The sequence below is a fragment of the Nocardioides sp. genome (assembly GCF_050246775.1).
Lineage (GTDB): Bacteria > Actinomycetota > Actinomycetes > Propionibacteriales > Nocardioidaceae > Nocardioides.
The window spans coordinates 535893-547638 of record NZ_JBFWVK010000002.1 but is presented as its reverse complement, the minus strand read 5'-3'; the positions used below and the strand labels follow the sequence as shown (position 1 = coordinate 547638).

Genomic DNA, 11746 nt, shown 5'->3' with positions numbered 1-11746 from the left:
TCACCTGACATCAAGGACTGAGAACTCATGGCAATCCGCAAGTACAAGCCGACAACCCCGGGCCGTCGCGGCTCGTCGGTCGCCGACTTCGTCGAGGTGACCCGGACGACTCCGGAGAAGTCGCTGACGCGTCCGCTGCCCAAGAAGGGCGGCCGCAACAACCAGGGCCGGATCACCACCCGGCACCAGGGTGGCGGTCACAAGCGCGCCTACCGCATCATCGACTTCCGTCGCTACGACAAGGACGGCGTGCCGGCCAAGGTCGCTCACATCGAGTACGACCCCAACCGCACCGCTCGCATCGCGCTGCTGCACTACGTGGACGGCGAGAAGCGCTACATCATCGCTCCCAAGGACCTGGTCCAGGGGATCGTGGTGGAGGCGGGGCCCAACGCCGACATCAAGCCCGGCAACAACCTGCCGCTGCGCAACATCCCGGTCGGTACGACGATCCACTGCATCGAGCTCCGGCCCGGTGGCGGTGCCAAGATCGCTCGTTCCGCCGGCATGTCGGCCCAGCTGGTCGCCCGTGAGGGCAGCCGCGCGACGCTCCGTCTCCCCTCGGGTGAGATGCGGTTCGTCGACGTCCGTTGCCGTGCCACGGTCGGCGAGGTCGGCAACGCCGAGCAGTCGAACATCAACTGGGGCAAGGCCGGCCGCATGCGCTGGAAGGGCAAGCGCCCGACCGTCCGCGGTGTCGTCATGAACCCGGTCGACCACCCGCACGGTGGTGGCGAGGGCAAGACCTCGGGTGGTCGTCACCCCGTGTCGCCCTGGGGCAAGGCCGAGGGCCGCACGCGCAAGCGCAAGGCCAGCGACTCCCAGATCATCCGTCGCCGCAAGTCCGGCAAGAACAAGAAGCGTTGAGAAGGGACCTGAGAGATGCCTCGTAGCCTGAAGAAGGGTCCCTTCGTGGACGACCACCTGATCAAGAAGGTGGACGCCGAGAACGACAAGGGTTCGCACAACGTCATCAAGACGTGGTCGCGCCGCTCGATGATCATCCCGGCCATGATCGGCCACACGATCGCCGTGCATGACGGCCGCAAGCACGTTCCCGTCTTCGTGACCGACTCGATGGTCGGCCACAAGCTCGGTGAATTTGCCCCCACCCGCACCTACCGCGGGCACGTGAAGGAAGACCGGAAGGGACGACGTCGATGAGTGTTACCGAGCGTAGGCGGGTCAGCGCCCGCCGCGAGTCGCTGCTCGGCGACCAGCCGGGCTCCTTCGCGAGCGCCCGCTTCGTGCGGATCACCCCGATGAAGGCCCGCCGTGTCGTCGACATGGTCCGTGGCCTGCCCGTCGGGGATGCCCTGGCTCTGCTGCAGTTCGCGCCGCAGGCAGCCTCGGAGACCGTCTACAAGGTCCTCGAGAGTGCCGTTGCGAACGCCGAGTCCACCGAGGACCTCGACGCGAGCAACCTGGTCGTCAGCAAGGCGTTGGTGGACGAGGGTCCGACCATGAAGCGCTGGCGTCCGCGTGCCCAGGGACGAGCGACCCGCATCAACAAGCGCACCAGCCACATCACGCTGGTCGTGCAGCCGGCCGACTCCACCGCCGGAGCAACGAAGAAGGGACGGTCTGCCTGATGGGGCAGAAGATCAATCCGAACGGCTTCCGCCTCGGAATCTCGACCGACCACAAGAGCCGCTGGTACGCCGACAAGCTCTACAAGGCCTACGTCGGTGAAGACGTGGCGATCCGCAAGCTCCTGTCCAAGGGCATGGAGCGGGCCGGCATCTCCAAGGTCGAGATCGAGCGCACCCGTGACCGCGTCCGCGTCGACATCCACACCGCCCGCCCGGGCATCGTGATCGGTCGCCGTGGCGCCGAGGCCGACCGCATCCGCGGCGAGCTCGAGAAGCTCACCGGCAAGCAGGTGCAGCTGAACATCCTCGAGGTCAAGAACCCCGAGGTCGACGCCCAGCTCGTCGCCCAGGGTGTTGCCGAGCAGCTCTCGGGTCGTGTCCAGTTCCGCCGCGCCATGCGCAAGGCCATCCAGACCTCCATGCGCTCCGGCGCCAAGGGGATCCGGATCCAGTGCTCCGGGCGGCTCAACGGCGCCGAGATGTCGCGCACCGAGTTCTACCGCGAAGGCCGTGTGCCCCTGCACACCCTGCGCGCGGACATCGACTACGGCTTCTACGAGGCCAAGACGACCTTCGGCCGCATCGGCGTGAAGGTCTGGATCTACAAGGGCGAGGTGGCGGGCACCCGCGCCGAGCGCGAGGCCCAGGCTGCTGCCCGGGCCGGTGCGCCCGGTCGTGGCCGTCCGGCGCGCGGCAACGAGCGGGGCGCCGAGCGTCCCAGCCGTGGCACGCGCACGGACCGTCCGGCTCGCACCGACGCCCCCGCCGAGGCTGCTGCGCCCGCGACCGAGAGCGCTGCTCCGGTCGAGGCCGCGGTCGCCGTCGAAGCCGGTAAGGAGGGCTGACACCCATGTTGATGCCCCGTCGTGTCAAGCACCGCAAGCAGCACCACCCCAAGCGGACCGGTGCGGCCAAGGGTGGCACCCGTCTCGCCTTCGGTGAGTTCGGCATCCAGGCGGTCGAGGGTCACTACGTCACGAACCGACAGATCGAGTCGGCTCGTATCGCGATGACCCGCCACATCAAGCGAGGTGGAAAGGTGTGGATCAACATCTACCCCGACCGCCCGCTCACCAAGAAGCCTGCCGAGACCCGCATGGGTTCGGGCAAGGGTTCCCCGGAGTGGTGGATCGCCAACGTGAAGCCCGGCCGTGTTCTGTTCGAACTTTCCGGAGTCGACGAGGAGACCGCTCGTGAGGCCATGCGCCGCGCGATGCACAAGCTCCCGATGAAGTGCCGGTTCATCTCCCGCGAAGCAGGTGAATTCTGATGAGCGCTGCACACGAAATGGACGAGATGACGAACGTCGACCTCGAGTCCAAGCTGCGTGAGGCCAAGGAGGAGCTCTTCAACCTCCGCTTCCAGGCGGCCACCGGCCAGCTGGAGAGCCACGGCCGGCTGCGCCTGGTCAAGAAGGACATCGCCCGGATCTACACCGTGGTGCGTGAGCGCGAGCTCGGCATCCGCAGCACCCCGGGTTCTGACAACAAGGATGGCGCCGCATGAGCACCGAGAACACCACCGAGCAGCGCTCGGCACGCAAGGTCCGCGAGGGCCTGGTCGTGAGCGACAAGATGGACAAGACCGTGGTCGTGTCCGTCGAGGACCGCGTCAAGCACGCGCTCTACGGCAAGGTGCTGCGCCGCACCAGCAAGCTGAAGGCACACGACGAGGCCAACGAGTGTGGCATCGGGGACCGGGTCCTGATCATGGAGACCCGTCCGCTGTCGGCCACCAAGCGCTGGCGCGTCGTGCAGATCCTCGAGAAGGCCAAGTAATTCCACACCCCCGGGCGCAAGCCCGAAACCGACAGAGTGTTCGGCAAGGCTCGTCCCCCAGGCGAGGGGCCGAGAACCAGCTCGACAAGGAGATAAACCGATGATCCAGCAGGAGTCGCGACTCAAGGTCGCCGACAACACCGGTGCGAAGGAAATCCTTTGCATCCGTGTTCTCGGTGGCTCGGGTCGGCGCTACGCCGGTATCGGCGACGTCATCGTTGCCACCGTGAAGGACGCGATCCCCGGTGCCAACGTCAAGAAGGGTGATGTCGTCAAGGCCGTCGTCGTGCGAACCGTGAAGGAACGCCGTCGTGCCGACGGCTCCTACATCCGCTTCGACGAGAACGCCGCCGTCATTCTCAAGAACGACGGCGAGCCGCGAGGCACCCGCATCTTCGGCCCCGTGGGCCGCGAGTTGCGCGAGAAGAAGTTCATGAAGATCATCTCGCTGGCTCCGGAGGTGCTGTGATGGGAACGATCAACATCAAGAAGGGCGACACCGTCAAGGTGATCGCGGGCAAGGACAAGGGCGCCGAGGGCAAGGTCATCGCCGTTCTTCGTGACGAGGACCGCGTGATCGTCGAGGGCGTCAACCGCGTCAAGAAGCACACCAAGGTCGTGAACCAGGGTGGCCGTGCCGGCAACACCGGGGGCATCATCACCGCCGAGGCCCCCATCCACGTGTCCAACGTGATGCTGGTGGAGGGCAAGGGCGTGACCCGGATCGGCTTCCGCCGTGACGAGGTCACCAAGCGTCGCCCCGACGGCTCGGAGTACACCTCGACCCGCAGCGTCCGCATCTCCCGCAAGACCGGCAAGGAAATCTGATGACCGAGACCACCAACGAAGCGCGCGAGATGCCGCGCCTCAAGGCGCGTTACCGCGAGGAGATCGTCCCCGCGCTGCGCACCGAGTTCGACTTCGCCAACGTCATGATGGTCCCCGGTCTCACCAAGATCGTGGTCAACATGGGTGTCGGCGAGGCAGCTCGCGACTCCAAGCTGATCGAGGGTGCCGTCAAGGACCTCACCGCGATCACCGGCCAGAAGCCCCAGGTCACCAAGGCCCGCAAGTCCATCGCCCAGTTCAAGCTGCGTGAGGGCATGCCGATCGGTGCGCACGTCACGCTGCGCGGCGACCGGATGTGGGAGTTCCTCGACCGCCTGCTGTCGCTGGCTCTGCCCCGCATCCGCGACTTCCGCGGCCTGAACGGCAAGCAGTTCGACGGCAAGGGCAACTACACCTTCGGTCTCACCGAGCAGGTCATGTTCCACGAGATCGACCAGGACAAGATCGACCGGTCGCGAGGGATGGACATCACCATCGTGACCACGGCCACCAACGACGCCGAGGGTCGCGCGCTGCTCAAGCAGCTCGGCTTCCCGTTCAAGGAGAACTGACATGGCGAAGACTGCTCTGAGGGTGAAGGCGGCCCGCAAGCCGAAGTTCGCGGTCCGCGGCTACACCCGCTGCCAGCGCTGCGGCCGGCCCAAGGCCGTCTACCGCAAGTTCGGCCTGTGCCGGATCTGCCTGCGCGAGATGGCTCACCGCGGCGAACTGCCCGGCGTCACCAAGTCCTCCTGGTAATCACCAACAACGATCGCTGAAGGTCGCTCCCGAGATGCGGGAACGAAACCACGGTGGAGAAAGGGCCGCAACGGCCATGACGATGACTGACCCGATCGCAGACATGCTCACGCGTCTGCGAAACGCCAACCAGGCGTACCACGATGCGGTGTCGATGCCTTTCAGCAAGCTGAAGGCCGGCGTCGCAGAGATCCTCCAGCAGGAGGGCTACATCACGTCGTACGACGTGTCAGAGCCGACCGAGGGCGAGGTGGGCAAGACCCTCCACATCACCCTGAAGTACGGCCGCAACCGCGAGCGCTCCATTGCGGGTGTTCGCCGGATCAGCAAGCCGGGGCTGCGCGTCTACGCGAAGAGCACCGGCCTGCCCAAGGTGCTCGGCGGACTCGGTGTCGCCATCATCTCGACCAGCCAGGGCCTGCTGACCGACCGTCAGGCCAACAAGAAGGGCGTGGGTGGGGAAGTCCTCGCCTACGTCTGGTAACGACGAGACCAGAAGGAGACAAGAAGCATGTCGCGCATTGGCAAGCTCCCCATCGCGGTCCCGTCCGGAGTCGACGTCGCGATCGACGGAAGCCTGGTGACCGTCAAGGGTCCCAAGGGCACCCTGTCGCACGCGGTTGCAGCCCCGATCACTGTCGAGAAGTCCGACGGTGTGCTCGAGGTCAAGCGTCCTGACGACCACCGCATCAGCAAGTCGCTCCACGGCCTGACCCGCACCCTGGTCGACAACATGGTCGTGGGTGTGACCACCGGTTACGAGAAGAAGCTCGAGATCGTGGGCGTGGGTTACCGCGTCCTGTCCAAGGGCCCCACTGAGCTGGAGTTCCAGCTCGGCTACTCGCACTCGATCACGTTCAAGGCCCCTGAGGGCATCACGTTCACCGTCGACGGTCCGACCCGCCTGGGTGTCCAGGGCATCGACAAGCAGCTGGTCGGCGAAACCGCCGCCAACATCCGCAAGCTGCGCAAGCCCGAGCCCTACAAGGGCAAGGGCGTTCGTTACGCCGGCGAGCACATCCGCCGCAAGGTCGGAAAGGCTGGTAAGTGACATGGCCATCTCGCTGAAGAACCGCAAGCACACTGCTGCTCGCACTGCGTCGCGTCTGCGTCGTCAGATGCGTGGTCGCAAGAAGCTGTCCGGGACCACCGAGCGCCCGCGTCTGGTCGTGACCCGCTCGAGCAAGCACATCTCGGTGCAGGTCGTCGACGACCTGGTCGGCAAGACGCTCGCGTCTGCCTCGAGCATGGAGACGGACCTGCGCACCTACGAAGGCGACAAGACTGCCAAGGCGAAGAAGGTCGGCGAGCTCGTCGCCGAGCGTGCCAAGGCAGCTGGCGTCGAGGGCGTGGTCTTCGACCGCGCCGGCAACAAGTACCACGGCCGGATCGCGGCCCTTGCTGATGGCGCCCGCGAGGGCGGCCTGACGTTCTGATTTGCAACGGACAGGCAGAGAAACAGAAATGAGGAGAGTCTCATGAGCGGACCCCAGCGCGGACAGCGCGCCGGTGGTGAGCGCCAGTCGGGCGGCCGTGGAGGCCGCGATGACCGTCGTGGACAGGGCGCTGACAAGACCGCGTACATCGAGCGTGTCGTTGCGATCAACCGTGTCGCCAAGGTCGTCAAGGGTGGTCGTCGCTTCAGCTTCACCGCCCTGGTGATCGTGGGCGACGGCGAAGGTCTCGTCGGCGTCGGCTACGGCAAGGCCAAGGAAGTTCCCGCGGCCATCGCCAAGGGTGTCGAGGAAGCGAAGAAGGCCTTCTTCAAGGTCCCCCGCGTCCAGGGCACCATCCCGCACCCGGTTCAGGGCGAGAAGGCGGCTGGCGTCGTCATGCTCCGCCCGGCCGCTCCTGGTACCGGTGTGATCGCCGGTGGCCCGGTGCGCGCCGTACTCGAGTGCGCCGGCATCCACGACATTCTCAGCAAGTCGCTGGGCTCGTCGAACCAGATCAACATCGTGCACGCCACTGTCGCCGCCCTCCAGATGCTCGAGGAGCCGGAAGCAGTTGCGGCTCGCCGTGGCCTGACCGTGGAGCAGGTGGCCCCGGCCGCCCTGCTGCGCGCTCGCGCGGAGGTGGCTGGCTGATGCGTCTCAAGGTCGAGCAGAAGAAGAGCACCATCGGCTGCAAGGCGAACCAGCGTGAGACCGTGCGTAGCCTCGGTCTCAAGCGGATCGGTGACGTGGTCATCAAGGAGGACCGTCCGGAGATCCGGGGCATGGTCCACACCGTCCGTCACCTCGTGACGGTCGAGGAGGTTGACTGACATGACGCTGAAGTTGCACCACCTGCGTCCGGCTCCCGGCGCGAAGACCGCCAAGACCCGCGTGGGTCGTGGTGAGGGTTCCAAGGGGAAGACGTCCGGTCGAGGCACCAAGGGCAGCAAGGCCCGCTACCAGGTTCCGGCTGCCTTCGAGGGTGGCCAGATGCCGATCCACATGCGGCTCCCCAAGCTGAAGGGGTTCAAGAACCCCTTCAAGGTGGAGTTCCAGGTCGTCAACCTGGACCGCATCAACGAGCTGTTCCCCGAGGGCGGCACCGTGGCGATCGAGGACCTCGTCGCCAAGGGTGCGGTTCGCAAGGGCCAGCCCGTCAAGGTGCTGGGCCAGGGCGACATCACCGTTGCCGTCCAGGTGAGCGCTGACGCGTTCTCCGGTTCGGCCAAGGAGAAGATCGAGTCCGCAGGCGGCACCGTCACGGTGCTGTGAGCGGTCTTCGGGCTCACCCATAGACATGCAGCAACTCAGGCGAGGGGCACGGACATCTCCGTTGCCCCTCGTCTGAGTTGGTACGGCGGACTGTGACCCGGTCTGCAACGCCACAAGTCACCATGGACCAGCCTGTTAGGCTTCCCCGAGTTTCTGGCCCCCGCAGCCGTCGCGGCGGACCGGGCCTCCAGCTGAGAAAGAGGACCACGTGCTGAGCGCGTTCGCCAACGCCTTCCGGACCCCGGACCTGCGGCGCAAGCTGCTGTTCGTCCTGATGATCATCGTGCTCTTCAGGCTCGGTTCGCAGATCCCCGCACCCGGCGTCAACGTCGCCAACGTGCAGTCCTGCCTGGCCGACCAGGCCAACTCCAGCCTCTACAGCCTCATCAACCTGTTCTCAGGTGGGGCGCTCCTGCAGCTGACGATCTTCGCGCTCGGGATCATGCCCTACATCACCGCCAGCATCATCCTGCAGCTGCTCGTCGTGGTCATCCCGCGACTCGAAGCGCTGAAGCAGGAAGGTCAGACGGGGCAGACCAAGATCACGCAGTACACCCGCTACCTCACGCTCGGCCTCGCGATCCTGCAAGCCACCGGCATCGTGGCGCTGGCCCGCTCGGGTCAGCTGCTGGCCGGCTGCTCGGAGAAGCTGCTCTACAGCGACAGCACCGCGACCTTCCTGGTCATGGTCGTCACCATGACGGCCGGGACGGCCGTCATCATGTGGCTCGGTGAGCTCGTGACCGAGCACGGCATCGGCAACGGCATGTCGATCCTGATCTTCACCCAGGTGGTCGCCACCTTCCCGCAGTCGCTGTGGAGCGTGAAGCTCGACAAGGGTTGGGGCACGTTCATCACGGTGATGGTCATCGGCATGGCCGTGATCGCGGCAGTCATCTTCATCGAGCAGGCACAACGGCGGATCCCGGTGCAGTACGCCCGGCGGATGGTCGGGCGCAAGATGTTCGGCGGCTCCTCGACCTACATCCCGCTCAAGGTGAACCAGGCCGGCATCATCCCGGTCATCTTCGCCTCATCCCTGCTCTACCTTCCGGCGATGGCGGTCCAGTTCAACCAGACCTCCACCAACCCGATCCTGCAGTGGGTCGGCAAGAACCTCACCAGTGGTCACCCGATCTACATGGCGACGTACTTCCTGCTGATCATCTTCTTCACCTACTTCTACGTGTCGATCACGTTCAACCCGACCGAGGTTGCCGACAACATGAAGAAGTACGGCGGCTTCATCCCCGGCATCCGGGCCGGCAAGCCGACCGAGGACTATCTGTCCTACGTGCTCTCGCGCATCACCTTCCCAGGTTCGCTCTATCTCGGTCTGATCGCCCTGATCCCGCTCATCGCCTTCGTGGCGATCGGCGCCAACGCCAACTTCCCGTTCGGCGGCACCTCGATCCTCATCATGGTCGGCGTCGCCCTCGACACCGTGAAGCAGATCGAGAGTCAACTCCAGCAGCGCAACTACGAAGGGTTCCTCCGCTGATGCGACTGATCATCATGGGTCCCCCCGGGGCCGGCAAGGGCACCCAGGCCAAGACCATCGCCGGACACTTCGGCATCCCGGCGATCTCGACCGGGGACATCTTCCGGGCCAACGTGAGCGCCGGCACACCCTTGGGTGTCGAGGCGAAGCGCTTCATGGACGCCGGTGAGTACGTGCCCGACGAGATCACCAACCTGATGGTGCGCAATCGCATCGACGAGGAGGACGCCGTCCCCGGCTTCCTGCTCGACGGCTACCCGCGGACCCTTCAGCAGGTCGAGGAGCTCGACGGGATGATCGCCTTCACCGGACACTCCCTCGACACCGTCCTCGTGCTCGCGGTCGATGACGAGGAACTGGTCCAGCGCCTGTTGCAGCGCGCCCAGTCCGAGGGCCGCGCTGACGACACCGAAGAGGTGATCCGGCGGCGCCAGGAGCTGTACAACGAGCAGACCGCCCCCCTCATCGACGTCTACCGGGAGCGCGGGCTGCTCCTCGAGGTCGACGGCATGGGCGAGGTCGATGACGTCACCGAGCGGCTGTTCGAGGCGCTGGCGACCGTCCACGAAAGCTGAGCCGTGGGGTTTCGCGAGCGCGGCATCGAGTACAAGACGCCTGAGCAGATCGTCAGCATGCGGGTCGCCGGCCTGCTGGTCGGACAGACCCTGGAGCTGCTGAGGTCCTCGGTGCGCGCCGGCATCAGCACCGGTGAGCTCGACGCGATCGCTGAGGACAACATCCGCTCGGCCGGTGGCACCCCGTCCTTCAAGGGCTACGGTCAGCCGCCGTTCCCGGGCACGATCTGCGCCTCGGTGAACGACGAGGTCGTCCATGGGGTCCCCGGCGACCGTGCGCTGTGCGAGGGCGACATCATCTCCATCGACTGCGGAGCCATCGTCGACGGCTGGCACGGGGACGCGGCCATCACGGTCGCCGTGGGTGAGGTGCCCGACGAGGTCACCGAGCTGATGCGGGTCACCGAGCAGTCGATGTGGCGCGGCATCGGCGCAGCCCGGTTGGGCGGCAAGGTCAGCGACATCTCGCACGCCATCGAGGCCTATGTGCGCGGCCAGGGTGACTACGGCATCCTCGAGGACTTCACCGGTCACGGCATCGGCACCGAGATGCACCAGCCGCCCAACGTGCCCAACTACGGCAAGCCGGGCCGCGGGCCCAAGCTGGTGCGCGGGCTGGCGCTGGCGGTCGAGCCGATGGTGACCCTGGGTTCCAAGGAGACCGAGGTCCTGGAGGACGACTGGACGATCGTCACCGACGACGCCAGCTGGGCAGCCCACTACGAACACACATTTACCCTCACCCCCGACGGGGCGTGGGTCCTCACCGCGCTCGACGGCGGCGAGGAGCAGCTCGCCGCACTCGGCGTACCTTTTGGCGGCCGGTAGGTTTGGCGTTCCACTTCGACACGGTTCAACGACAGGCAAGCACTTGATTCTCAAGACATTCGGTTGGTCCTTCGCCATCACGGTGGCGGGCCTCGCGGCCGCCTTCTGGTACGCCGGACTCAACGGCATCGCGATCGCCGCCATCCTGATCGTGCTCGAGGTGTCGCTGTCCTTCGACAACGCCGTGGTCAACGCCAAGGTGCTCGGCAAGATGTCGGCGTTCTGGCAGAAGATCTTCCTCACCGTGGGCATCCTGATCGCCGTGTTCGGCATGCGGCTGGTGTTCCCGTTCGTGGTCGTCTGGGCAACCGCGGGTCTGGCTCCCGCGAAGGCCTGGGACCTGGCGATGCAGGGTGAGGACGTGGCTGCGGGGCAGGAGACCTATGCCCACATCCTCCACGAGGCGCACCCGATGATCGCGGCCTTCGGTGGCATGTTCCTGATGATGATCTTCTTGGACTACTTCTTCGACGACGAGAAGGAGAGCCACTGGCTGGAGCCGATCGAGCGGCGGATCAAGACGCTCGGCCAGCTCGAGGGCGCGGCCGTCATCACCTCGCTCGGCCTGTTGCTGCTCATCGCCGCCGTCTTCGACGTCAAGGACCTCGGCAGCGTGCTGGCCGCCGGCATCCTCGGCCTGCTGACCTATCTTGTGGTCAACGGGTTGGGCGGCTACTTCGAGCAGACCTCGGGGTTGGCTGATGACGACGAGCCGAGCGGGTCGACCGGTGAACTTGTACTGGCCACCGGCAAGGCCGCCTTCTTCATGTTCCTCTACCTCGAGGTGCTGGACGCCAGCTTCTCCTTCGACGGCGTGATCGGCGCGTTCGCCATCACCTCCGACCCCATCATCATCGCGCTGGGTCTGGGGGTCGGAGCGATGTACGTCCGCTCGCTGACCGTCTACCTGGTCCGCAAGGGCACGCTGGCCGAGTACCGCTACCTCGAGCACGGAGCCCACTGGGCCATCGGTGCCCTGGCGCTGCTGCTGTTCGTGACGATGCGCTTCGAGATCCCCGAAGTGGTCACCGGCCTGATCGGGGTGGCCTTCATCGCCGCGTCGTTCTACTGGAGCATCCGGGAGAACCGCAAGCATCCCGAGGACGTCCAGAAGGTCAGCGTCTGATCCCTCGCGTCAGTCCGACGTGGGTGGCAACCTCGGTGGATTGGCGATCGC

At 65.9% G+C, this 11746-nt stretch carries 21 protein-coding genes; all 21 read left to right on the top strand.

Translation table 11 applies throughout. The annotated features are described in order from the left end of the window. The first annotated feature begins 27 nt into the window (after positions 1–27). The 21 genes from rplB (at position 28) to AB7I40_RS12415 (ending at position 11695) form a co-directional block, all read left to right on the top strand. Positions 28–867, top strand: a complete 840-nt coding sequence (gene rplB / locus AB7I40_RS12515) for a 50S ribosomal protein L2 (protein ID WP_428344732.1) — start codon at positions 28–30, stop codon at positions 865–867. Positions 868–882: 15 nt separating this feature from the next. Next, complete coding sequence (gene rpsS / locus AB7I40_RS12510; protein ID WP_428344731.1) at positions 883–1164, top strand: 30S ribosomal protein S19; 282 nt, start codon at positions 883–885, stop codon at positions 1162–1164. After that, entirely contained in the window at positions 1161–1592 is a 432-nt protein-coding gene (rplV, locus tag AB7I40_RS12505; protein WP_428344730.1) for a 50S ribosomal protein L22, read from the top strand. The genes rpsS and rplV overlap by 4 nt, the downstream gene beginning before the upstream one ends. Then, on the top strand, positions 1592–2437 hold the full coding sequence (gene rpsC, locus AB7I40_RS12500) for a 30S ribosomal protein S3 (RefSeq protein ID WP_428344729.1): 846 nt from the start codon (positions 1592–1594) through the stop codon (positions 2435–2437). Before rplV ends, rpsC begins: the two co-directional genes overlap by 1 nt. Before the next feature lie 5 nt (positions 2438–2442). Then, on the top strand, positions 2443–2862 hold the full coding sequence (rplP, locus tag AB7I40_RS12495; RefSeq protein ID WP_428344728.1) for a 50S ribosomal protein L16: 420 nt from the start codon (positions 2443–2445) through the stop codon (positions 2860–2862). Then, on the top strand, positions 2862–3098 hold the full coding sequence (gene rpmC, locus AB7I40_RS12490) for a 50S ribosomal protein L29 (protein WP_428344727.1): 237 nt from the start codon (positions 2862–2864) through the stop codon (positions 3096–3098). The genes rplP and rpmC overlap by 1 nt, the downstream gene beginning before the upstream one ends. After that, the gene (gene rpsQ, locus AB7I40_RS12485; RefSeq protein ID WP_428344726.1) at positions 3095–3370 is read left to right on the top strand and encodes a 30S ribosomal protein S17; all 276 of its coding nucleotides are present in this window, start codon (positions 3095–3097) and stop codon (positions 3368–3370) included. Before rpmC ends, rpsQ begins: the two co-directional genes overlap by 4 nt. A 100-nt stretch (positions 3371–3470) precedes the next feature. Beyond that, entirely contained in the window at positions 3471–3839 is a 369-nt protein-coding gene (gene rplN / locus AB7I40_RS12480) for a large ribosomal subunit protein uL14 (RefSeq protein WP_428344725.1), read from the top strand. Next, on the top strand, positions 3839–4198 hold the full coding sequence (gene rplX, locus AB7I40_RS12475; protein ID WP_428344724.1) for a 50S ribosomal protein L24: 360 nt from the start codon (positions 3839–3841) through the stop codon (positions 4196–4198). The genes rplN and rplX overlap by 1 nt, the downstream gene beginning before the upstream one ends. Next, positions 4198–4770 (top strand): 50S ribosomal protein L5, encoded by a 573-nt coding sequence (gene rplE, locus AB7I40_RS12470; protein WP_428344723.1) that lies wholly within the window; start codon positions 4198–4200, stop codon positions 4768–4770. The genes rplX and rplE overlap by 1 nt, the downstream gene beginning before the upstream one ends. A 1-nt stretch (position 4771) precedes the next feature. Further along, entirely contained in the window at positions 4772–4957 is a 186-nt protein-coding gene (locus tag AB7I40_RS12465; RefSeq protein WP_028636399.1) for a type Z 30S ribosomal protein S14, read from the top strand. Between the two features lie 76 nt (positions 4958–5033). Beyond that, positions 5034–5441 carry a 30S ribosomal protein S8 gene (gene rpsH, locus AB7I40_RS12460; protein ID WP_428344722.1) on the top strand — a complete coding sequence of 136 codons (408 nt, stop codon included), beginning with the start codon at positions 5034–5036 and terminating at the stop codon, positions 5439–5441. Positions 5442–5468: 27 nt separating this feature from the next. Next, positions 5469–6008 carry a 50S ribosomal protein L6 gene (gene rplF / locus AB7I40_RS12455; protein WP_428344721.1) on the top strand — a complete coding sequence of 180 codons (540 nt, stop codon included), beginning with the start codon at positions 5469–5471 and terminating at the stop codon, positions 6006–6008. A 1-nt stretch (position 6009) separates the two neighbouring features. Continuing rightward, positions 6010–6393, top strand: a complete 384-nt coding sequence (rplR, locus tag AB7I40_RS12450) for a 50S ribosomal protein L18 (RefSeq protein WP_428344720.1) — start codon at positions 6010–6012, stop codon at positions 6391–6393. Positions 6394–6435: 42 nt separating this feature from the next. Beyond that, positions 6436–7044 carry a ribosomal protein S5 gene (gene rpsE, locus AB7I40_RS12445; protein WP_428344719.1) on the top strand — a complete coding sequence of 203 codons (609 nt, stop codon included), beginning with the start codon at positions 6436–6438 and terminating at the stop codon, positions 7042–7044. Next, entirely contained in the window at positions 7044–7223 is a 180-nt protein-coding gene (rpmD, locus tag AB7I40_RS12440; RefSeq protein WP_428344718.1) for an uL30 family ribosomal protein, read from the top strand. The genes rpsE and rpmD overlap by 1 nt, the downstream gene beginning before the upstream one ends. A 1-nt stretch (position 7224) precedes the next feature. Next, positions 7225–7665, top strand: coding sequence for a 50S ribosomal protein L15 (gene rplO / locus AB7I40_RS12435; RefSeq protein ID WP_428344717.1), 441 nt, complete (start codon positions 7225–7227; stop codon positions 7663–7665). Between the two features lie 208 nt (positions 7666–7873). Beyond that, a complete protein-coding gene (secY, locus tag AB7I40_RS12430) occupies positions 7874–9166 on the top strand; it encodes a preprotein translocase subunit SecY (protein WP_428344716.1) in 1293 nt (430 codons plus the stop codon). After that, positions 9166–9741, top strand: coding sequence for an adenylate kinase (locus tag AB7I40_RS12425; RefSeq protein WP_428344715.1), 576 nt, complete (start codon positions 9166–9168; stop codon positions 9739–9741). The genes secY and AB7I40_RS12425 overlap by 1 nt, the downstream gene beginning before the upstream one ends. A gap of 3 nt (positions 9742–9744) precedes the next feature. Next, positions 9745–10569, top strand: coding sequence for a type I methionyl aminopeptidase (map, locus tag AB7I40_RS12420; protein ID WP_428344714.1), 825 nt, complete (start codon positions 9745–9747; stop codon positions 10567–10569). A gap of 43 nt (positions 10570–10612) precedes the next feature. Then, positions 10613–11695, top strand: coding sequence for a DUF475 domain-containing protein (locus AB7I40_RS12415; protein WP_428344713.1), 1083 nt, complete (start codon positions 10613–10615; stop codon positions 11693–11695). Positions 11696–11746 lie beyond the last annotated feature (51 nt).